Below are 22,967 nucleotides of genomic sequence, written 5' to 3'. Positions count from 1 at the left end.
TGTCGCAAAAATCATTGTATTTTGCAATAATATAAGATATAATTTCTCCGAAAAAAGGACATATTTGCTATGGATGCTATGGATCCGAATGATTGACCGGAATTTTTACAGATAAAAGGAGAAAATTTTCATGATAAAAGTAATTGCAAGTGATATGGACGGCACACTTCTTGGTGATGACCACAGGATCGCACCGGAAACCCTTGCGGCGGTCAGGCGTGCCTGCGATGCGGGAATCCGCTTTATGGTTGCCACCGGCCGGAATTTCCCCGGTGCCATGGAGGAACTGAAGGGAACAGAGCTGACCTGTGATTATGTGGTGAGCAGCGGTGCTGAAGTACGAAATCCGCAGCAGGAGGTTGTAAAGAGTACACCGATCTCTATTGAGCTGTGTGAGGAGGTTTACAATACGGCAAAAAAATACCCGGTATCTGTAGCATTTTTTACGGATCGCTATGATTACCGTATTGGAACAAAGAAAGAAATTGAAGACGGGATCATTCAGCAGATCCGTCTTTTCAATATGGACATAGATACCAGCGAGGAGATTGTACGGAAATCCCCGCAGTACCGCAGGATCGCCGGAAACACGAAAGGGATTTCCGATATCCGTTCCCTGGAGAGCAGCGGTGCGCCGGTATATAAGATCTTCATTTTTGCGGCAGATGTGGAGCAGCTGGAGAAACTCAGCGATGAGCTGAAAGAAAATCCAGCCGTTGCAGTGGCTTCTTCCTTTATATATAATCAGGAGATTACAGCAGTAGAGGCGCAGAAAGGCCCGGTGCTGAAAGAATATATCGAGTCTCTGGGTTATACCATGGATGAGGTGATGGTCCTTGGTGACAGCCTTAATGATTATTCCATGATTTCCATGGATTTCGGCGCAACTGTTGCAATGGAAAACGCAGTTCCGGAGATTAAAAGAGCAGCAAAATACATCACAAAGAACAACAATGAATTTGGTGTGGCCTATGCTATTGATCAGGTTCTGGAACGCCAGGGAAAATAGTTTTTCCCCCTTTTGAAAAAGTGTCATATATATTATAATGTAGAAAGATGAATACAGAAAAGCGAAAGGCTTGCGTTCCGGTGTATGAAGCAGAGTGGAATGAGAAGTTTCGCTTTACAAAAAACACAGACAAAGAGAGGAAATCACGATGGAAAAAATGAAAAATGTTTATATTATGGATCACCCGCTGATCAAACACAAAATTTCAATGCTCCGTGATAAAAATACAGGAACAAACGAGTTCCGTAAACTGGTGGAGGAAATCGGAATCCTGATGGGATATGAGGCGCTTCGTGATCTTCCTACAGAGGAAGTGGAAATCGAGACACCGATAGAAACCTGTAAGACACCGATGATCTCAGGTAAGAAGCTGGCAGTGATCCCGGTCCTCCGTGCAGGACTTGGAATGGTAAACAGCATTCTCACACTGGTACCGTCTGCAAAGGTCGGACATGTGGGACTTTACCGTGATCCGGTAACACATGAGCCCCATGAGTATTACTGTAAGCTTCCTGAATCTATTGACGAGCGTATTTCAGTGATCGTTGATCCGATGCTTGCAACCGGCGGTTCTGCCGAAGCTGCCATTGATTTTGTCAAGAAACAGGGCGGAAAGAATATCAAGTTTATGTGCATCATCGCAGCTCCTGAGGGACTGAAACGACTTCACGAGGCACATCCGGATGTACAGATCTACTGTGGTTCCCTTGACAGAGAGCTCAATGAGAACGCTTATATCTGCCCGGGACTTGGAGATGCCGGAGACCGTATTTTTGGTACTAAATAATTTTGAAAAAATCTAAAAAAATACTTGACACACCCGGCACTGTTATGGTATTGTACCTAAGAACGCTGCCGAAGACAGTAGGTGCCGTAAGGCATAAGGATCAAAACGCCTACCGAGGTCCAAGTATTCTGAGTTAAGATTACACAAGGCCTTATTGCGAAGCAGTAAGGTCTTTTTTTAAACAGATTGACTTATTGCGACGGCGGTATACAAAATCTATAAGGAGGTGTACCATTTCATGGCAAAAGTAGAACTGAAACAACCAATCGTAGAAGAGATCTCTAACAGCATTAAAGACGCACAGTCTGTTGTACTTGTAAACTACAGCGGTCTTACAGTTGAGCAGGATACAATTCTTCGTAAAGAGTTAAGAGAAGCTGGTGTTCAGTACAAGGTATATAAAAATACCATGATGCGTCGTGCATTCGAGGGTACAGCATTTGAGAGCCTCAGTGATCATTTACATGGCACAAATGCGATCGCTATCTCCGAGACAGACGCAACTGCTCCGGCAAGAATCCTTGCTAAATATGCAAAACAGTTCCCGGCACTGGAGCTGATCGCAGGTGTAGTTGAAGGTAACTACAATGATCAGGCCGGAATTCAGGCACTGTCCACAATTCCTTCAAGAGAGGAACTTCTTGGAAAACTGCTTGGAAGTATGCAGTCTCCGATCGCAAACTTCGCTCGTGTGCTTAATCAGATCGCAGAGCAGAATGGCGGAGCTGACGCAGCAGCTGCTGAGTAATCCCAGCAACGTGCAATTGGCGGCATAACGACCGCATGATTATTAATTAAAATTTATAAATGGAGGGAAATTAAAATGGCAAAATTAACAACAGAAGAATTTATTGCAGCAATCAAAGAATTATCTGTATTAGAGTTAAATGACCTTGTAAAAGCTTGTGAGGAAGAGTTCGGCGTTTCCGCAGCAGCAGGTGTTGTTGTAGCAGCAGCAGGTGCAGCAGGCGAGGCAGCTGAGGAGAAAGATGAGTTTGACGTAGAGCTTACAGAGGTTGGCGCTAACAAAGTTAAAGTTATCAAAGTTGTTCGTGAGGTTACAGGTCTTGGACTTAAAGAGGCTAAAGCTATCGTTGATGGTGCTCCGAAGGTTGTTAAAGAGGGCGCATCCAAAGCTGAGGCTGAGGACATCAAAACTAAACTTGAGGCTGAGGGAGCTAAGGTTACACTTAAATAATCCGATCAGATTAGAAGTTTTAAAGGCTGTTGTGCCTGCCGGTTTACCGGCGGCACAGCAGCCTTTTTTAGTGAAAAATCCAGGGTAAATCTTGCTTTTTGAAGAAAAAGAAAGGATAATAAAGGAGATAGGAAAGGGTGGATGGAATATGAAACGAAAAATAATGGCCTGTATCCTTGCTGCTGCGTTGGGAATCACAGGAGTTTCTTTTCCGACGGCAGCCAAGACAGTGTCTGTCGGAAAAAATGTAAAAAATATAACTGTAAACGTGAAAAATCCTCTGGATGAACTTCGGGCTCAGGAAGCTGCAATGCAGCAGCAGGAGGAGCTTGAAGAAGAGGAAAATATGCCGGAACAGGATCTGGATCCGCTTGTGCTGGATAACGATGGCAGTGTGGTTCCTGCATCACAGGCATCCTGGACAAAAATAGAGTCAGGTGCTGTAGAAGCAGTGGATGTATCAGAGGCACCGGGGGATGAGGAAATATCGGAAAATTCAACTGAAGACACATTTTCAGATGGAAGCACAGATGGAGATTTTGACACAAATAAGAATATTTCTGACAATGCAGCAACGGAAGCTGGCAGTGAGGATATTCAGACAGCAGATGGCAGTATCAGCGGAGAATTGCCGGCAGATTTTTCCGAAGGAACGGAGAACGGCGATAACGGTTCCGAAGAACTTCAGCTTCAGCAGGAAAACGGTAATGTAGAAAACGTCGCAGAGCCGGATAATAATAAAGCTGATGAAGGCGCAGGTCAGGCACAGGCTGATTTTACAGATGATGCCAATGCTGCTGGGGATTTTTCCGCAGGAGATGCTTCAGATGGAGAACTTGGAACTTATCAGACTGTGACTCTGGAAGTTGAGGAAGGACAGGATATCACAGCACCCTTGAACACACTGTTTCTTGAACTGAAAGATCAGGCCACAGATGAAAATCCCTGCAAGATCATAATTCCACCGGGAAATTATGAACTGACAGGTACACTTTGCATGTACAGTAATATGTACTTATATGCAAGAGACGCTAATATTACAAAAACGTCTACCACCAAACATCTGATCCTCCGTCTTGGAAATACCAAAGATTCAGAAGGCGGATATGATGGATATCGCAACATTGTGATCGATGGAGGAACCTGGGACTACAATTATCAGTGTGTGGAAAATAAGGATGCACCAGGCGGATTTGTGGGATTTTGCATTGGACATGCTACGAATGTTACGATTAAAAATGCTACATTTCTTAATAATCTGAAATCTCATTTTCTGGAATTTGGCGGAGTGAAAAATGCCAAGATCACAGGCTGTACATTCAGTGGCTATTATAAGAATTATGTGGAAGGCGGACAGGAATGTATTCAGATCGACTGCTGTACAGATGAGAGCAATGTTTTTCCGCAGTACAGACCTTATGATGGAACGACCTGTGAAGATTTTGTGATCGATGGAAATGTGTTCGAAGATGTCTTTACAGGGCTGGGAACGCACAGTATGATGTCCGGAAAAACATATAAAAGGATCACAGTTACGAATAATACTTTCCATAATGTAAAAAAACGCTGTATAAGGTTTATGAATTATGAAGATTCTACAGCAGAAAATAATACCATGGTAAATGTGGGAAATGGAGTGGACATTTCTTCTGTGAGCAGCAATACACACCAGACGCCAGGCTATGATGATGGGCCGGACATGCTGAAAAACAGGAATCTTCGTGTGGCAGGAAACTACATCAGTCTTGCCAGAACTACCAGTATTGGTGGAATTGCATGGATCTGCAGTGGTATAAAAGTTTCAGGCTATAATATGAAAAAAGATGGAGCTGTGCTCCCTAAAAAGATATATCCGGTGAAAGGTGTGACTGTAGAAGATAATCAGATCAGCGGATATGGAAACGGAATCAGCATGTCTCTTACTGACACAGATACCGTAACAGATAATCAGGTAACAATGAAAAAAACTTCTTCATATTCCAATTTTGGGATTTATGCCCAGGATTCCAGAGGAAGCGTTATCAGCAGGAATACAGTGTCCGGAACTGCAAATACGGGAATTTATCTCTCCGGTTCTGTCTATGCAGCAGGATCAGAACAGAGAAATCTTGTAGAGCAGAATACTGTTTCCAGAGCAGGCGGAGATGGAATTTATCTGCAATCTGTAAATACTTCATCCACTGCACAGAAGAATACTGTTAAATCAGTGGCCGGCTCGGGAATACGTGTAAATGCAGGAAAGAACAATAATGTTCTTGGTAATATCTGTTTATCCAACAAAAATCATGGCGTGAAAATTGAGTATGTGGCCGGCGGAGTCAGGGTAAAAAGCAATCGTGTGACATCAAATGCAAAAAGTGGTATTTTGCTCTGGAAATCAAAAGTATCCGAAGTATCAGGAAACCGTGCGGAGAAAAATAGGGGGAATGGTGTTTATGCATATGCATCTGTAATACCGGTCATGAAAAAGAATACATTTTGTGAAAACGGAAAGGTTCAGGCGGTATATGTAAAAAGCTGCAAAGGATGGACCGGCATCAACCGTCCTTCATGCAGAGCTGTTACATCAAGAAGTACAGCTATAAGCGGAACTGCATCAGGTAGCCAGACAGTTATTGCCTATGCGCGGCGTTCCGGAAAACAGACAAAGCTGGGTGTATCATCCGTAAACAAAAAGAAACAGTACGTTATTAAAATAAAGAAGCAAAAAAAGAATACTGCTCTGAAACTTGTCTCAAAAGATAAATACGGAAATACAGTAACAGTAAATACTATTGTGAAGTAAGTATGTGTGATAAAAAAGATTCTGTTCCGGATATCCATACATCGTATGTATAGAAGGAACAGAATCTTTTTTTTGAAAAATGTAAAAAAATCAAAAAAAGTGCTTGACACACTTTTTTTCTTATGTTAAAGTGGAGGATGCTATATTATGGCTAGATATGCCTGCCTAAAGGTCAGGCGGGATCATGTTGTAATAAATAATAAAAAAACAGGGGTGAAACGTCAATGGAAAAAAACAGAATTCGTTCTGTAAAAACTGGAAAAAGCATGCGTATGAGCTACCAGAGACAAAAAGAAGTCCTGGAAATGCCAAACCTGATCGAAGTTCAGAAAGATTCCTACCAGTGGTTTCTTGACGAAGGTTTAAAAGAAGTATTTGATGATATTTCTCCGATCGCAGATTACGGCGGAAAGCTCAGTCTGGAATTCATCGATTTCACATACGATGAAAAAGATGCAAAATATTCCATCGAGCAGTGTAAAGAACGTGACGTGACTTATGCCGCACCTTTGAAGGTTCGAGTAAGGCTGATCAATAAGGAAACAGAAGAGATCAACGAACACGAGATTTTCATGGGAGATTTACCGCTGATGACAGCTACGGGTACCTTTGTTATCAATGGTGCTGAGCGTGTTATTGTCAGCCAGTTAGTACGTTCCCCTGGAATCTACTACGCGATCGCTCATGATAAGCTTGGTAAGAGACTGTTTTCCAGTACTGTAATTCCGAACAGAGGTGCATGGCTGGAGTACGAGACAGATTCAAATGATGTATTTTATGTACGTGTAGACAGAACAAGAAAGGTTCCGATCACTGTTCTGATCCGTGCACTGGGCATTGGAACCAATGCTGAGATCATCGATCTGTTTGGTGAAGAGCCAAAGATCCTTGCCAGCTTTACAAAGGATACCTCCACAAACTATCAGGAAGGTCTCCTTGAGCTGTATAAGAAGATCCGTCCGGGCGAGCCGCTTGCAGTAGAGAGCGCAGAGAGCCTGATCATGGCAATGTTCTTCGATCCGAGAAGATATGACCTTGCCAAAGTCGGACGTTATAAATTTAATAAGAAGCTTCATTTCAATAAACGTATCGTAGGCCACAAGCTTTCTCAGGATGTTGTAGATACAACAACAGGTGAGATCCTTGCTGAGGCTGAGACACTTGTTACAAAAGAGCTTGCTGATACATTACAGAATTCCGCAGTTCCGTACGTATGGATCCAGGGTGAGGAGAGAGAAATCAAAGTCCTTTCCAGCCTTATGGTTGATATCCGTCACTATCTGCCGGAGCTTGAGAATCCGAAGTCCCTGGGTGTTACAGAATTAGTATACTACCCAGTGCTCGAAAAAATTCTGGAAGAAAATGACACATTTGAGGACAGATGTGATGCGATCAAACGTGATATCCACGACCTGATCCCGAAACACATCACCAAGGAAGATATCCTTGCGTCCATTAACTACAATATGCATCTGGAGTATGGCCTTGGTAACGATGATGATATCGACCACCTGGGCAACCGTCGTATCCGTGCTGTCGGTGAGCTGCTTCAGAATCAGTACCGCATCGGTCTTTCCAGACTTGAGCGTGTGGTACGTGAGAGAATGACAACACAGGACACAGAGAGTATTTCTCCGCAGTCCCTGATCAATATCAAACCTGTAACTGCAGCAGTAAAAGAGTTCTTCGGTTCTTCCCAGCTGTCACAGTTCATGGATCAGAACAACCCGCTTGGAGAGCTGACTCACAAGAGAAGACTTTCCGCACTGGGACCTGGCGGTCTGTCACGAGACAGAGCCGGATTCGAGGTTCGAGACGTACATTATTCCCACTATGGAAGAATGTGCCCGATCGAGACTCCTGAGGGACCGAACATCGGTCTTATCAACTCCCTTGCATCCTATGCAAGGATCAATCAGTACGGCTTCGTAGAGGCTCCGTACAGAAAGATCGACAAAACAGATCCTTCCAACCCGCGTGTAACCGATGAGGTTGTATACATGACAGCGGATGAGGAAGATAATTACCATGTAGCACAGGCGAATGAGCCGCTGGATGAAGAGGGACACTTCATTCATAAGAACGTTTCCGGTCGTTACCGCGAGGAGACACAGGAGTACGAGCAGCACATGTTCGATTACATGGATGTATCTCCGCGAATGGTATTCTCCGTTGCTACAGCCCTGATCCCGTTCCTGCAGAACGATGATGCGAACCGTGCGCTGATGGGATCCAACATGCAGCGTCAGGCCGTTCCGCTTCTTACAACAGAGGCTCCGGTTGTTGGTACAGGTATGGAGACCAAGACAGCTGTTGACTCCGGTGTATGCGTTGTTGCAAGAAAAGCAGGTACAGTACTTCGTTCCACATCTACAGATATCTCTATCAAGAATGATGACGGAACAAAAGATGATTATCATCTGACTAAATTCATGCGAAGCAACCAGAGCAACTGTTACAACCAGAGACCGATCGTGTTCCAGGGTGAGCATGTTGAGGCAGGACAGGTTATCGCGGATGGCCCGTCTACATCCAATGGTGAGCTTGCACTTGGTAAGAACCCGCTGATCGGATTTATGACCTGGGAGGGTTATAACTACGAGGATGCTGTTCTTCTTAGTGAGAAACTGGTACAGAATGATGTTTATACATCTGTCCATATTGAGGAATATGAGGCAGAATCCCGTGATACCAAGCTGGGACCGGAAGAGATCACACGTGACGTTCCGGGTGTCGGCGATGACGCTCTGAAGGATCTGGATGAGCGCGGTATCATCCGTATCGGTGCTGAGGTACGTGCCGGTGATATCCTTGTCGGTAAGGTTACTCCTAAGGGAGAGACTGAGCTTACTGCTGAGGAGCGTCTCCTTCGTGCTATCTTCGGTGAGAAGGCAAGAGAGGTACGTGATACTTCCCTTAAGGTACCGCACGGTGAGTATGGTATTATCGTAGATGCCAAGGTATTTACAAGAGAGAACGGCGATGAGCTGAGCCCTGGAGTAAATCAGGCAGTACGTATTTATATTGCACAGAAGAGAAAGATCTCCGTTGGTGATAAGATGGCTGGTCGTCATGGTAACAAGGGTGTCGTTTCCCGTGTACTTCCGGTTGAGGATATGCCATTCCTTCCAAACGGACGTCCTCTTGATATCGTGCTGAATCCTCTGGGTGTACCTTCCCGAATGAACATCGGACAGGTCCTGGAGATCCACTTGAGCCTTGCTGCCAAAGCACTTGGCTTCAATATTGCAACACCTGTATTCGATGGCGCAAACGAGGTTGATATCCAGGATACTCTGGAGCTTGCCAACGATTACGTTAATACGGAAGACTTTGAGGAATTCCGTGAGAAATATAAAGACATCCTTGCACCGGATGTTATGCAGTATCTCGATGAGAATAAAGCTCACAGAGCACTCTGGAAGGGCGTTCCGATCTCCAGAGACGGTAAGGTAAGACTTCGTGACGGACGTACAGGCGAGTACTTCGACAGCCCTGTAACTATCGGTCACATGCACTACCTGAAGCTGCATCATCTGGTAGATGATAAGATCCATGCACGTTCCACAGGTCCATACTCCCTGGTAACACAGCAGCCTCTGGGTGGTAAAGCTCAGTTCGGTGGACAGCGTTTCGGAGAGATGGAGGTTTGGGCACTGGAGGCATATGGTGCTTCCTACACACTGCAGGAGATTCTGACAGTGAAGTCTGATGATGTGATCGGACGTGTTAAGACCTATGAAGCGATCATCAAAGGTGACAACATTCCTGAGCCAGGTATTCCTGAGTCCTTTAAGGTACTTCTTAAAGAGCTTCAGTCTCTTGGTCTGGATGTACGTGTGCTCAGCGAAGACGGATCAGAGGTACACATTATGGAGACCTCTGATTACGGAGATACTGATCTTCGTCATGTCATCGAGGGCGATTCCAGAGGACGCAGAGATGAGGAGTCCTTCGGTAAACACGGCTACACCAAGCAGGAGTTCAGCGGAGAAGAGCTTGTCAATGTAGAAGAAGATGAGGACATGGAAGACGAAGATGATATGATCGAGTTTGAAGAGTCCTTTGATGATGAGGAATAAGAAAGGGGAAAGAATACATGGCAGAAACAACCAACGCCAATGAAACATATCAGCCAATGACTTTCGATGCCATCAAGATCGGACTGGCGTCCCCTGAGAAGATCAGAGAGTGGTCACACGGTGAGGTTTTAAAACCTGAAACGATCAACTACAGAACCTTGAAGCCTGAGAAGGATGGTCTTTTCTGTGAAAGGATTTTCGGACCGAGCAAGGACTGGGAGTGCCACTGTGGAAAGTACAAAAAAATTCGCTATAAAGGCGTTGTCTGCGACAGATGCGGTGTTGAAGTAACCAAATCTGCCGTTCGTAGAGAGCGTATGGGACACATCGAGCTTGCAGCTCCGGTGTCTCATATCTGGTACTTTAAAGGAATTCCGTCCCGTATGGGTCTGATCCTTGATATTTCTCCGAGAACACTGGAGAAAGTGCTTTACTTTGCTAACTATATCGTTCTGGATCCTGCAGATTCCGGACTTATGTACAAACAGGTACTCACCGAGCGTGAGTACCAGGAAGCACGTGAGTCTTACGGAGAAGGATTCCGTGTAGGTATGGGTGCCGAGTCCATCATGGAGCTCCTTCAGGCTATCGATCTTGAAAAAGATTCTGAAGAACTGAAGGCAGAGCTTGTGGATGCAACAGGCCAGAAACGTGCAAGGATCATCAAACGTCTTGAGGTTGTGGAGTCCTTCCGTGAGTCCGGCAACCGTCCTGAGTGGATGATCATGACCGTTATCCCGGTTATCCCGCCGGATCTTCGTCCTATGGTACAGCTGGACGGAGGACGTTTTGCAACATCTGACCTGAATGATCTTTACAGAAGGATCATCAACAGAAACAACCGTCTGAAAAGACTTCTGGAGCTTGGTGCTCCGGATATCATTGTCCGCAATGAGAAGCGTATGCTGCAGGAGGCTGTAGATGCCCTGATCGATAACGGACGCCGCGGACGTCCTGTAACAGGCCCTGGAAACAGAGCTCTGAAATCCCTTTCCGATATGCTGAAGGGTAAATCCGGACGTTTCCGTCAGAACCTTCTCGGTAAACGAGTTGACTATTCCGGACGTTCTGTAATCGTCGTAGGACCTGAACTGAAGATCTATCAGTGTGGTCTTCCGAAGGAGATGGCTATCGAGCTGTTCAAACCTTTCGTTATGAAAGAGCTTGTTGCCAACGGAACTTCCCACAACATCAAAAATGCCAAGAAAATGGTAGAGAAGCTTGAGCCGGCAGTATGGGATGTCCTTGAGGACGTCATTAAGGAGCATCCGGTTATGCTGAACCGTGCACCTACACTGCATCGTCTGGGTATCCAGGCATTCGAGCCAATCCTTGTAGAAGGTAAGGCGATCAAGCTTCATCCGCTTGTTTGTACCGCGTTCAACGCTGACTTCGATGGTGACCAGATGGCTGTACATCTTCCGCTTTCCCAGGAAGCACAGGCAGAGTGCCGTTTCCTTCTGTTATCACCGAACAACCTTCTGAAACCGTCAGATGGTGGTCCTGTAGCCGTTCCTTCACAGGATATGGTCCTTGGTATCTACTACCTGACTCAGGAGAGACCTGGAAATAAGGGTGAAGGCAAGTTCTTCAAGAGTGTCAACGAGGCAATTCTTGCATACGAGAACAAGGTCATCACACTCCAGACAAAGATCATTGTCCATTGTCATAAGACAATGCCGGACGGAACTGTTTTAAGCGGCAATGTTCAGTCCACACTGGGACGTTTCCTGTTCAACGAGATCCTTCCGCAGGACCTTGGATTTGTGGACAGAAGCGTACCTGGAAACGAACTGCTTCTTGAGGTTGATTTCCTTGTAGGTAAGAAACAGCTGAAGCAGATCCTTGAAAAGGTTATCAATACTCACGGTGCAACAAAGACAGCCGAGGTACTTGACTCCGTTAAGTCTATGGGTTACAAATACTCCACACGTGCAGCCATGACCGTATCTATTTCCGATATGACCGTGCCGCCGCAGAAGCCGGAGATGATCAAGCAGGCTCAGGATACTGTTGACCGTATCACAAAGAACTACAAACGTGGTCTTATCACAGAGGAAGAGCGTTACAAAGAGGTTGTTGATACCTGGAAGAAGACCGATGATGAGCTTACAAAGGCACTTCTTACAGGTCTTGATAAGTACAACAACATCTTCATGATGGCTGACTCCGGAGCCCGTGGTTCCGATAAGCAGATCAAACAGCTTGCCGGAATGCGAGGACTGATGGCTGATACAACCGGTCATACCATCGAGCTCCCGATCAAGTCAAACTTCCGTGAAGGTCTTGACGTACTGGAGTACTTCATGTCCGCTCATGGAGCTCGTAAAGGTCTTTCTGATACCGCTCTTCGTACAGCCGATTCCGGATACCTGACAAGACGACTTGTTGACGTATCCCAGGATCTGATCGTTCGTGAGGCGGACTGCTGTGAGAACAGAGCAGAGATCTCCGGTATGGTCGTTCGTGGATTCATGGACGGAAAAGAAGAGATCGAGAGCCTTCAGGAGCGTATCACAGGACGTTTCTCCTGTGAGACAGTTAAGAATAAAGATGGAGAAATCCTTGTTAAAGCAAACCACATGATTACACCGAAGCGTGCAGCCCGTATCATGAAAGAGGGCGTAAGCAACCAGACAGGCGGACCGATCGACAAACTGAAGATCCGTACCATCCTTTCCTGTAAGTGCAAGGTTGGTGTCTGCGCAAAATGTTATGGTGCGAACATGGCTACCGGTGAGCCGGTACAGGTTGGTGAGTCTGTTGGTATCATCGCAGCACAGTCTATCGGTGAGCCAGGTACACAGCTGACCATGCGTACTTTCCATACCGGTGGTGTTGCCGGTGGAGATATCACACAGGGTCTTCCTCGTGTCGAGGAGCTTTTTGAGGCAAGAAAGCCGAAGGGTCTTGCAATCATCACAGAGATCCCAGGTGTTGCCACGATCAACGACACTAAGAAGAAACGTGAGATCATCGTAAACGATCCGGAGACAGGTGATTCCAAGACTTACCTGATCCCATACGGTTCTCGTATCAAAGTCCTTGACGGACAGGTTCTTGAGGCCGGCGATGAGCTGACAGAAGGTAGTGTAAATCCGCATGATATCCTGAGAATCAAGGGTGTGCGTGCAGTTCAGGATTACATGATTCGTGAGGTTCAGCGTGTATATCGTCTGCAGGGTGTTGAGATCAACGATAAGCATATCGAGGTTATCGTTCATCAGATGTTGAAGAAGATCCGTATCGAGGATAACGGAGATACAGAGTTCCTGCCAGGAACACTTGTTGATGTCCTTGATGTTGAGGAAGTTAACGAGAAACTTGAGGCAGAGGGCAAACAGCCGGCAGAGGGCAAACAGGTTATGCTTGGTATTACCAAAGCATCCCTTGCTACAAACTCCTTCCTGTCAGCAGCATCCTTCCAGGAAACAACAAAAGTCCTGACAGAGGCTGCTATCAAAGGTAAGATCGATCCGCTGATCGGTCTGAAAGAGAACGTTATCATCGGTAAGCTGATTCCTGCAGGTACAGGTATGAAGCGTTACAGTGAGATCAGTCTTGACACAGGAATGCCGGAGGTAAAAACAGCTTCCGAGGAGCCTGAGGATACAGAGGAAATTTCCGTAGAGGAAGAGAAGACTGAGACTGCTCCGGAGGAAGAGACCATTGCTGTTGAAGAGACAGCAGAGGAAACTGCACCGGTAGAAGAATAAGTCGATATACCTTGCTAATATAAATAAATCTCCCCCCGGAAATCCGGAGGGAGATTTCTGTTTATAAGCAGGGATTTTCTGAGAGAGGAGGGATTGCGATGGACAAGGAACTGCCAATTTCCCCGTGGCCGGAATGGAAGATCGTAAGCAAGATCGGGGAAGGCTCTTTTGGAAGAGTGTATAAAGCTCAGAGAACTGAGAAGGGACGTTCTTTTTACTCGGCAATTAAGATAATCACAATCCCCGCCAGTAAAGGGGAGCTGGACAGTGTGCGCTCAGAATCCGGTGATGAAAAATCTGTCCGCGGTTATTTTGAAAATCTGGTGGAGGAGTGCATTCAGGAAGTAAGCACCATGGAGTATTTCCGGGGAAATTCCCATATTGTATCTGTAGAAGATTACAAGGTGATGGAATATCTGGACGAGATCGGATGGGATGTTTTTATCCGCATGGAATATCTCACAAGCTTCATGGAATATTATGCGGGAAAAAATCTCACAGAAAAAGAAGTGATGAAGCTGGGTATCGATCTTTGCAGATCACTGGAATACTGTGGGCAGCTTCACATCATCCACAGGGATATCAAACCTGAGAATATTTTTGTATCCAGGTTCGGGGATTTCAAACTGGGGGACTTTGGAATCGCCAGAGAACTGGAAAAAACTATGAGTACCCTTTCCAAAAAGGGAACTTATTCCTATATGGCGCCGGAGATGTACAGGGGAGAACAGTACGACAGCAGAGTGGACATTTATGCACTTGGCTTGGTGTTATATAAACTGATGAATCATAACAGGCTTCCGTTTCTGAATCTTGAAAAACAGCTGATCACATACAGAGATAAGGAAAACGCACTCACGAGGAGGATGTCAGGCGAAACACCGCCACCACCTGTGGATGCAGGAGAGGCTTTCGGCTCCGTTATCTTAAAAGCCTGTGCTTATGATGCAAAAGAACGATATCAGACTCCTGAGAAGTTTCGGGATGCACTGGAAGAAATCCGGTATGGAGCAGCAAACAGAGAACAGGGAGTTCATGAGAAACCGAAACCAGTGGAGGAAAGACCTGTTCCGGAGTCCATGCCGAAGTTTCTCCAGGAGGGTGCAGCCAGACAGCTGGCAAGAACGAGTCAGCTGAATACGGATGCGATCCGTCAGGCACGTAAAAATCCTGTGCCGGTATCCATACAGCCGGATAAACCGATAGCCGGAGAAATAGCAAAAAATGCAGCCCGGAATACGCCAAAGGCTCAGAGCACAATACAGAAGCCTCAGAAATCTGCATCCGGAAAAACAGCATCCGAAAAGGATAGCCTGTCCGGTTATCCGTCAGGACGTTCCCGTCAGTCAGATCCCGGTATAAGAAAAACCGGAGCTGTAAAGCCTAGAGTTACCTCTATCACAGATCTGGAAGACGACCGTGACCAGAATCTCCAGGAGTGGGAAGGATCCGTACCAGAGAATGACGGAAATGACGATGACAGAAGGAAACGGAAAGGTATTTTCAGAATGCTTATAACAGCCGGGATCCTTGTTGTGCTGATCGGCGGGATCCTTGCGGTACGAACGATACGGAAACCTGTGGATAACGGGGAACCTTCGTATACAGATTCCGATGATTCTGATGCTCTGAACAAAGGAAATTTCGGTACTGCAGACAATTCGGATAAAAGTTTCGCACAGGCAATGGAAACGATACGTGACCATGCGACAACCATAGAAAATGCTCTGGACAGCTATAGACGTGAAGGTACAGAGGGGGATCGCCTGCGCTTTTATAATGGATCAGGAGAGATCGCCAAAGTACTTGTATATCCCGGCAGTTCCGCAGATGGCGTTTATGAGGAATATTTTTACTGGGGCGAGCAGATGTTTTATACTTATGTATGGGACGGAGATGAGAAGCAGTATTTTTATTATCAGGACGGCCTTCTGATCCGATGGATCGATGCAGATGGTAAGGTTCATGATAAAGAGAGCGATAACGACAAATATGTAGAACTGGGAGACAAATACTGGAGTAATTCTGTAGTGGAGCTTCAGCAGTAATGTCGAAGGGTTTTTACGAAAGGAAAAAGAATGGCCTATCAGATTGATTATGCGTATACATGTCACACCGGAAAGGTGAGGACAAATAATGAGGATAATTTCTGGTGCTGCGGAGTGCGCCTGCCGGTGCACAACCAGGGGGTTGACGGAATCCTGGCAGGTCATACACAGCACTGGCAGCTTCCAATGCTGGCTGTTTTTGACGGCATGGGCGGAGAAAGCTGCGGTGAAATGGCAGCTTCTGCAGCTGTGGAAGCGCTGGGAGGCTTCTATGAAGAAAACAAAAAGACCCTGAAAAAAGAGCCTGTGGTTTTTCTGACAGAAGCCTGCGAAAATATGAATGAGGCAGTATGTCGCTACAGCAATGAAAACTGTATCAGAAGCATGGGAACAACCATGGCACTTTTGTCTTTCAGTGAAAAGGCGATCTATGCCTGCAACCTTGGGGATAGCCGTATCTACCGTCATTTTCAGGGGAAGTTTCAGCAGATTTCCACGGACCATGTGATCGGCGGAAAAATGCTGGGAAAAGCTCCGCTGACGCAGTATCTGGGCTTCCAGGAAGAAAACATGGCACTGGAGCCTTCTATCGTGGAGATCGGTTATCAGCCGGGAAGCTCGTATCTGATCTGTTCAGATGGAGTGACAGACATGCTTTCTGATCAGGAGCTTCAGAAGATCCTTGGCGGGACAGAAACCGCAGAAGAAAAAGTAGGTAAGATCCTGGAACAGGCATTGGAAAGAGGCGGCAGAGATAATGTGACACTGGTCCTTGCACAGATCAGCGGCTATGAAGAAAAAAATATTCTCAAACGCTGGGCAGAGCGCCACAGTACCGGACGGTAATAAACCCGGGGAGTAAGAAAAGGGATAAGGAGAAAATTTGCGATGAGAAATCGAATGCAGGATCTTGATTTTGAACAGACAGTTGCCTTCGATTCAGTGAAGGACTTTGAATTTACAAGAAAGGCGGCACAGAAGTTCCGCCAGGTTGTCAGTCTGGATTCCTTTGAGGATGAGGATGCAGATGTTATTTTTCATTATCTTTACAAGGAAATGGAACTGGTTTCCTTTGGTGACTATCTGAAACGATATGTGTATGAGCGTGCAGAGCTTGAGGAGCCTTTTTCCCAGGTGCCGCAGGAAGTCTACAGAGAGATCGTTGTGGAATCCTTCAAGGAAACCTACACACCGAAATCCATGTCACCTACATCAGCCAAGCTGAGTTCTCTGGTGAATAATTGGCTGACTCAGGCATCTGTGAAGCGTGAAACAGTTTTTCTGCTGGGGTTCGGACTTCGGATGAGTACAGAGGATGTTTCAGATTTTCTGACCCGGGTGCTTCGTGAGCAGGATTTTGATTTTCATAATCCGGAAGAAGTGATCTACTGGTATTGTTACCGGAATCATCTTGGCTATTATAAAGCGGAGGAATATAAAGAAACCTACAAACAGATGACTCCGGTGGAAAAAAAGACCGGAGAGATCGTGTATGGCACAGGGCTTTGTCTGGACAGTGAAGAAAAGCTTCTGGAATATCTGGCTTTTCTGAAAGGAAGACATGATGATCCGAAATCAGAGAAGAGCCAGGCTTTTCAGGAATTTATGCTCCTTCTGGAGCGGGCAAGGAAGATCATTGCAGCCATGTATCAGGAAGATGAGGAAGAAAACGGTGGCAAAAAGATCTGGAAGCCTGAGAATATCAGTGCTTCGGATCTGGAAAAGGTTATCTGCAGCGGGATTCCTATTAATAAAATGGGAAATCTCAAAAAGATGTCCGCATCCATTCTGGCAAAACATTTCAGCCAGAAGCGCTTCAGCCGCCAGAGGATCAACAATATCCTGAACCATAAATTTCCGGTGGAGCGGTTCGATCTGATCACGCTGGAGTTTTTTGTGATCTCTCAGGAGATGGCAGAGGATGATCCGTATACGAGATACCGTCATTTTCTGGAGGAGATCCAGGAGATCCTGGCCCGCTGCGAAATGAGTGAGATCTACATAGTGAATCCATATGAGTGCTTTCTTCTGATGTGCCTGCTGACAGACTGTCCGCTGGCAGTATTTTCCGAGATCTGGGAAAAATCCTATGAAGAGGGAGAAGAAAAGAACTGAAAAAAGGATGATGCGTTTCGGTGACGCATCATCCTTTTTTTGTCCGATCCGGTAAGTCTGTTATTTTGCTTTTCCGGTTTTTACCGCACTTGCAGGTCCGGTCTTTACCTTCTTGTTTACTGTGCGGTATGGAACCAGTCTGTAGCTATATGTAACATTTTTTGCTGTCTTAAATGTATAGCTGGTATTTTTGTAAGAAATAGTTTTTACTTTTTTGAAGGAACCATTTCCTTTTTTCTGATAGATGACATAGCCGGTTGCTCCGGAAATCTTTTTCCAGGAAAGGGTCTGTTTTCCTTTGAGGGTTTTAAGCTTTATGGACGGACGGAGCAGATTCGGTTTCACAGTCACTGCTTTGGAAACTGGACTGTAGATATAACCGGAGGATGTTTTTTTGCTTGCACGGATCACGTAAGAATATTTATTTCCGATAGTGATCTTTGTGTCTTTGTATGAAGTAGTATTTGTGTTTAAAGTTTTGATCTTTGCGTATTTTCCGGAATTTGTTTTTCTGTAGAGAATATAGTTCCGGGCATTGTTTATACGGTTCCAGCGGAGCGTACAGCTGTTCCAGGAGGCAGAGGCCTTAATTGACGGTGCAGTTAATTTCGTGATCACAGGAGCCGGAGTGCCAGATGGCATTGGAGCCGGGGTAGTGGATGGCTTCGGAACTGGAGTGGCAGTAGGCTTCGGCGTTGGAGTGGCAGTAGGTTTCGGAGTCGGGGTAGCAGTAGGCTTCGGCGTTGGGGTAGCAGTAGGCTTCGGCTTTGGAGTAGCAGTAGGCTTCGGCGTTGGGGTAGCAGTAGGTTTCGGAGTTGGAGTGCTCGTTGGTGCTGGAGCGGATATTTTAAAGGTCAGGGACTGACTTGAAAAATAATTGTTGATTCCTGTAACCGTTACGGAGCCAGTGCCGGTTTTGGCGTTATCTTTCCAGGTAAGGATATAATCCGTGCCTTCCTGAAGCGTGTCCGAGCCGTATTTTACAGTAGGCTTCGGAGTTACTGCATTGCCGTTGAAGATCTGTTCCGGAATATCCGAAAGATCGCAAAGCTTTACAGATGTCATATGCCTTGAACCGGAATAATTCTGCTTATAGGAAAGTGAAAAATCCAGGATCTCATTGCTGGAGGAATAGTATACAGAAGTAATGCGAAAATCATCAGAGGTCAGTTGTGTGCCATTATAGGTGATGACCAGGTTATTTCGCAGATAAGAGGTTACACTTTCACTTTTGCAGTTTGAATCTGCCAGTTGGATGGTCTCACCGGAGAGCTTCAGTGGATTGATGGTGAAGTATTTGGAAAAACCGCTTCTGTAAATGCCGATACCGGTTATATGGACACGAGGTCTGTTGGTTCTGGAACTTGCCATGGTGTTATCATAATAAGAAAGGGTATAATCAACATCTTTCTTTAAAGTAACACCATTTAATGTGACCGTTGGCTCCGGCTTGAATTCTTTGCCAGGAGCATATTCATAATCCGGGATATCACCAATCTCAGCTTCCGTGATCGGGGTAAGGTCGATGTAGAAATATTTATTACTTTCACCGGTGAAATTTCCCTTACCGGAAACAGTAACATAAGCGTTTCCCTGCTGGGCATTGTTATGCCAGGAGAGTGTATAATCTACATTTTCTGTCAGGGTTATACCATTCCAGGTGACAGTGGGCTTCGGAGTTAGTGGAGTTCCGGTATACAGATAGGAGGACTGGGAAAAATCAATCTCTGCCTGAGAGAGATTGATCTGCCAGATACCGAAATTATTCGTCAGAGTTCCGGAATAAAGGCCAAGACCTGTGATCGTGAAAGTTCCCACACCGCTGTTCTGATTGTGGGAGAAAGAAATCGTATAATCTTTTCCCTCAGTCAGCGTACGACCATGGAATTTTAGTTCAGGAGAAAAAGTAATGGGACTTCCGGTATAGTTCCAGGAACTTGTATAGCGCAGAGAAGTCTCTCTGGAATTTTCCAGATCATAGTATGCATTGAGATCTGCAGACAGTGTTTTGTCCGGGCAGGATTTCAGTGTGGCAGAAACCGTAGTGGTTCCTCTGCTTTTCAGTCGGATAACACCGCTCTGATCCACAGTGGCAATGGAAGGATCTCCGGTTGACCATGTGAAAGAAGCTGGGTCAAGGCTGGAACTCATATAGCTGAATCCATTACAGGTTATATAGATAGCCAGTGTTTTCTGTTCTTCTGTGAATGTGATCGGAGAAGCTTCGTTGAAATGGATATTTATCAGCTTTGGAAGCACGGAAATAACAGGTGACACAGTCTGATTGGCAGGCTGTGTGCAGGCTTCTGTTGCGTGAGAAGAAAAGCACTGGATCCAGTAGAGATGACCGTTCTGTGAGTAGCAGCCGATTCCGGCAGAAACATTTTTGGAATTCATGATGTTCGTGTAATGTCCGGAAGATTCGATCCATGATTCCATAACTTCTTCAGGAGTTCCCTGGTTGATCGCAAGATTTTCACTTGGATTCTCAAAATAAGGAAAGGCTGAAAAACAGATGGAACCATTGGGACGGGTATGACTGGCGCAAACGGTCAGTTCTTCTGCTCTGGTCATGGCGCATTCCAGAAGGTTCTTATCCATAGTGACAGGATTCCGGTTCTTTTTGGCACGTTCCTGATTTACCAGATCAAGGACCTGGTAAGCATAATCATAGCGGCGGATACCCTGACTGAGTTTCAGCTGGACAGCAGTCTGGTCAGAGGCGGCCTGCACACGGACAATGTTGCCCGGCGCCAGCAGAAGAAGCAGAAGCAGTAGCGCAGGCCATAATAAGTATCTTGTTTTTTTCTCTTTTGTCTGATTCATGATGTTTTCCTTACCAATATAATATAAAGATATTTTCTTTTGTTATTCGTTATAGTATCCATAGATCGCACGGCTGTCCTGTGCGATGGTGTTCTGTGCAGCAGAGGTATCGTTAAGATCCTGTGACATAAAGCAGACTACCAGGTCGATCCCCTTTGCAGTGTCATAGATGATGCCGACATCGTTTTCTACGTGATCCAGTTCACCGGTTTTGTTGGCAACCTTTACCTCGGAAGGCATCTGAGCCGGGATCTTGTTTTTCCTGGTCTGCATTTTCAGAAGACGATACATATATTCGGCTCCTGCCAGAGTATCGTTGTTATCGGTAGCAGTACCCTTGTCGATCTGATAGATGGTCTTCAGAAATTTTCCACAATCCTTTGCGGAAGTGTAGTTATCCCCATTGGAATTATCTGCAAGAAGAAGACGTCCCATGGAAGTGCTGGTGTATCCGTGATCCTGACAGAATTTATTCACACGGGCCATTCCGGCTGCGTCATCTCCGCCGCCAAGATAATTGACAAGTGTATTGGCAGCATCATTGTCGCTGACTATGATCATGGAGTTCAGTGCATTGTCCAGCTGATCCTTGCTGTATTTGGAGGAAAGACTGTCATAATCTTCATATACGGCACCCATGATATAGAGCTTGATCAGGCTGGCAGCCTGCATCTGCTGATCGTTGATGGTACCTTCGGTATTTTTTGCAAGATTGCATACATATACGGACCAGGTTCCGTTATCGGTGGGAAGAAGAGACTGTACCTGATTCAGAAGGTTGTCCATGCTGGAATCCGAATTGTCTGTGAAAGTACTTCCGCTGGATGGGGAAAGAGTTCCTTCTTCCTGAGTGGAAGAAGAACTGTCCTTGCTGCCAGAAGCTTCGGAAGAATCGGAGGCTGCAGATGTATCTGTGGATTCTTCCTGTGCGGAAGGACCCTGGACCTCAGCTGAAGATGCTGCGGCAGCAGCGCTGGAAACGGTAGGATCATCAGGATAAAGAGCATCCAGCTGATCGGCTTTGCTGCTGAGCTCAGCGGCAGAATCAGAAACCTCCTGCACACTTTTCTGCAGCTTGTTAACTTTTGTCTGGAGAGATGCAAGCTTGTCCAGGGAGCGGACATTCAGTGCCCCAAGTCCTGCCAGTGCGATGACAAGCACTGCGATCACAATATATAGAAATGTATTTTTTTTCATATATAAACAAACTCCTTTTTATTATTGGAAATAAGCATCGATTCCATTGGCGATCCCTTCTGCCATAGTCTGCTGGAAGGAGGAATCCGCCATTTTCAGATCATCGCTCTGGTTGGTCATAAATCCCATTTCCACAATCGTCACCGGGATCGTGCTCCAGTTAATACCTGTCATGGAATCTGTGTAGATGATCCCGCGGTTCTGGAAGCCGGTAGCTGCGCAGTAGGAATCCACAATGCATTTGGATAGTTTGTTGGAACTGTCATAGAGACTGGAAACATAAGGATTCTGCTGGGACGGACACATGGTTAGAGCACCGGAGACATCTGCAGAATCATCTCCGTTTGCATGGATACGGACACAGATCTCCGCACCCTGGGAAGCGACCAGCTCTGCACGCTCCTTGTTGCTGATAGCGGTATCATTGTCTGTCCTTGTCATTACTACCTGGTATCCACGTTGTTCCAGGATATCCTTAAGCAGAAGAGAAACATCCAGGTTCAGCTGATACTCCGGGAGACCGCTGAAGGAACCTCTGGTTCCGGTGGAAGCCTTGGCCTTCATGGTGGAGGAACCGGGGCCGTTCGGCTCTGTGGCACTCATATCAACATTTTCGCCCTGATGTCCGGGATCGATTCCGACGATATGGCCGTTGTTGGAAGCAGAAGAGGTATCATTACCGCCATCGGTGAATCCCTCACCACCGGCTTCATTGAAAACAGAGGGTTTGGTCGTTTTCTGACTGTTTTCGGTTTCCGGTGCCCGTTCATGTTCACCAGTGTTGTTTTTGACAGCTTTTTCTGTCTGTGCCCGCTGCTGCAGGTATTTGTTGGCTGCCTGTTTCTTTTCGATCTTGGCTGTATAAAGTTCGATATCCTCTTTCATGGATTTCTGCTTTTTCTGGACCGGTTTGATTACGGAGGCCATTTTCTGGTCAACGGCATCGATCTTCCGGTAGGTTTTATAGCTGAGTCCAAAAAGCAGTCCAATACAGATAAGACCCGTCAGAAACAGGACGATTGCCATCAGATGAGGCTTTTTTTCCATAAAAATACGTCCTTTCTTGGTGGGTGTTTGCATTTGTAAATATTATAAATAAGGAGATAGGAAAAAGCAATTGTGAAATTGGGCTTGACAACAGGGGAAAATATGATACTATATATGTAAAATAATTATATATAAAAATTTTATATATAAAATAATT

Annotated in this window: 13 protein-coding genes and 1 other annotated feature; of the genes, 10 read left to right on the top strand and 3 right to left on the bottom strand. The window is 45.8% G+C overall.

Annotation, left to right across the window (positions count from 1 at the left end; genetic code table 11):
- Positions 1-130: 130 nt before the first annotated feature.
- From NCY57_RS09640 to NCY57_RS09595, 10 genes are all read left to right on the top strand, one after another.
- Positions 131-1,009, top strand: a complete 879-nt coding sequence (locus NCY57_RS09640) for a Cof-type HAD-IIB family hydrolase (RefSeq protein WP_021652201.1) — start codon at positions 131-133, stop codon at positions 1,007-1,009.
- A 157-nt stretch (positions 1,010-1,166) separates the two neighbouring features.
- Positions 1,167-1,796, top strand: a complete 630-nt coding sequence (gene upp / locus NCY57_RS09635; protein ID WP_044961929.1) for a uracil phosphoribosyltransferase — start codon at positions 1,167-1,169, stop codon at positions 1,794-1,796.
- A 50-nt stretch (positions 1,797-1,846) separates the two neighbouring features.
- Positions 1,847-1,983 (top strand) — a sequence feature (ribosomal protein L10 leader region).
- 51 nt (positions 1,984-2,034) lie between these two features.
- Positions 2,035-2,544: a 50S ribosomal protein L10 gene (gene rplJ, locus NCY57_RS09630; protein WP_021652200.1), complete on the top strand. Its 510-nt coding sequence runs from the start codon at positions 2,035-2,037 to the stop codon at positions 2,542-2,544.
- 75 nt (positions 2,545-2,619) lie between these two features.
- A complete protein-coding gene (gene rplL, locus NCY57_RS09625) occupies positions 2,620-2,994 on the top strand; it encodes a 50S ribosomal protein L7/L12 (RefSeq protein WP_015526302.1) in 375 nt (124 codons plus the stop codon).
- Positions 2,995-3,142: 148 nt separating this feature from the next.
- On the top strand, positions 3,143-5,779 hold the full coding sequence (locus NCY57_RS09620) for a right-handed parallel beta-helix repeat-containing protein (RefSeq protein ID WP_195273915.1): 2,637 nt from the start codon (positions 3,143-3,145) through the stop codon (positions 5,777-5,779).
- 224 nt (positions 5,780-6,003) lie between these two features.
- Positions 6,004-9,861 carry a DNA-directed RNA polymerase subunit beta gene (gene rpoB / locus NCY57_RS09615; RefSeq protein WP_110103597.1) on the top strand — a complete coding sequence of 1,286 codons (3,858 nt, stop codon included), beginning with the start codon at positions 6,004-6,006 and terminating at the stop codon, positions 9,859-9,861.
- 17 nt (positions 9,862-9,878) lie between these two features.
- Entirely contained in the window at positions 9,879-13,577 is a 3,699-nt protein-coding gene (rpoC, locus tag NCY57_RS09610) for a DNA-directed RNA polymerase subunit beta' (protein ID WP_015526299.1), read from the top strand.
- A 98-nt stretch (positions 13,578-13,675) separates the two neighbouring features.
- On the top strand, positions 13,676-15,625 hold the full coding sequence (locus tag NCY57_RS09605) for a serine/threonine protein kinase (RefSeq protein ID WP_250789622.1): 1,950 nt from the start codon (positions 13,676-13,678) through the stop codon (positions 15,623-15,625).
- A 30-nt stretch (positions 15,626-15,655) separates the two neighbouring features.
- A complete protein-coding gene (locus tag NCY57_RS09600) occupies positions 15,656-16,471 on the top strand; it encodes a PP2C family protein-serine/threonine phosphatase (RefSeq protein ID WP_250789621.1) in 816 nt (271 codons plus the stop codon).
- 42 nt (positions 16,472-16,513) lie between these two features.
- Positions 16,514-17,740: a hypothetical protein gene (locus tag NCY57_RS09595; protein ID WP_161209897.1), complete on the top strand. Its 1,227-nt coding sequence runs from the start codon at positions 16,514-16,516 to the stop codon at positions 17,738-17,740.
- A 60-nt stretch (positions 17,741-17,800) separates the two neighbouring features.
- On the opposite strand, the gene NCY57_RS09590 is transcribed toward NCY57_RS09595, so the two are convergent.
- The 3 genes from NCY57_RS09590 to NCY57_RS09580 are packed head-to-tail and all read right to left on the bottom strand — an operon-like array spanning position 17,801 to position 22,810.
- Positions 17,801-20,566 (bottom strand): CAP domain-containing protein, encoded by a 2,766-nt coding sequence (locus tag NCY57_RS09590; protein ID WP_110925833.1) that lies wholly within the window; start codon positions 20,564-20,566, stop codon positions 17,801-17,803.
- A gap of 42 nt (positions 20,567-20,608) precedes the next feature.
- Positions 20,609-21,763: a serine hydrolase gene (locus NCY57_RS09585; RefSeq protein WP_059086664.1), complete on the bottom strand. Its 1,155-nt coding sequence runs from the start codon at positions 21,761-21,763 to the stop codon at positions 20,609-20,611.
- A 21-nt stretch (positions 21,764-21,784) separates the two neighbouring features.
- Entirely contained in the window at positions 21,785-22,810 is a 1,026-nt protein-coding gene (locus tag NCY57_RS09580) for an N-acetylmuramoyl-L-alanine amidase family protein (protein WP_235812392.1), read from the bottom strand.
- Positions 22,811-22,967: the final 157 nt, after the last annotated feature.

Origin of the sequence: Blautia sp. MB18-30, from assembly GCF_023669475.1 — a bacterium.
In the GTDB taxonomy this organism is placed as follows: Bacteria; Bacillota; Clostridia; order Lachnospirales; family Lachnospiraceae; genus Blautia_A; species Blautia_A fusiformis.
The sequence above is the reverse complement of the archived record's forward strand: the minus strand, read 5'-3'. Positions and strand labels throughout refer to the sequence as shown.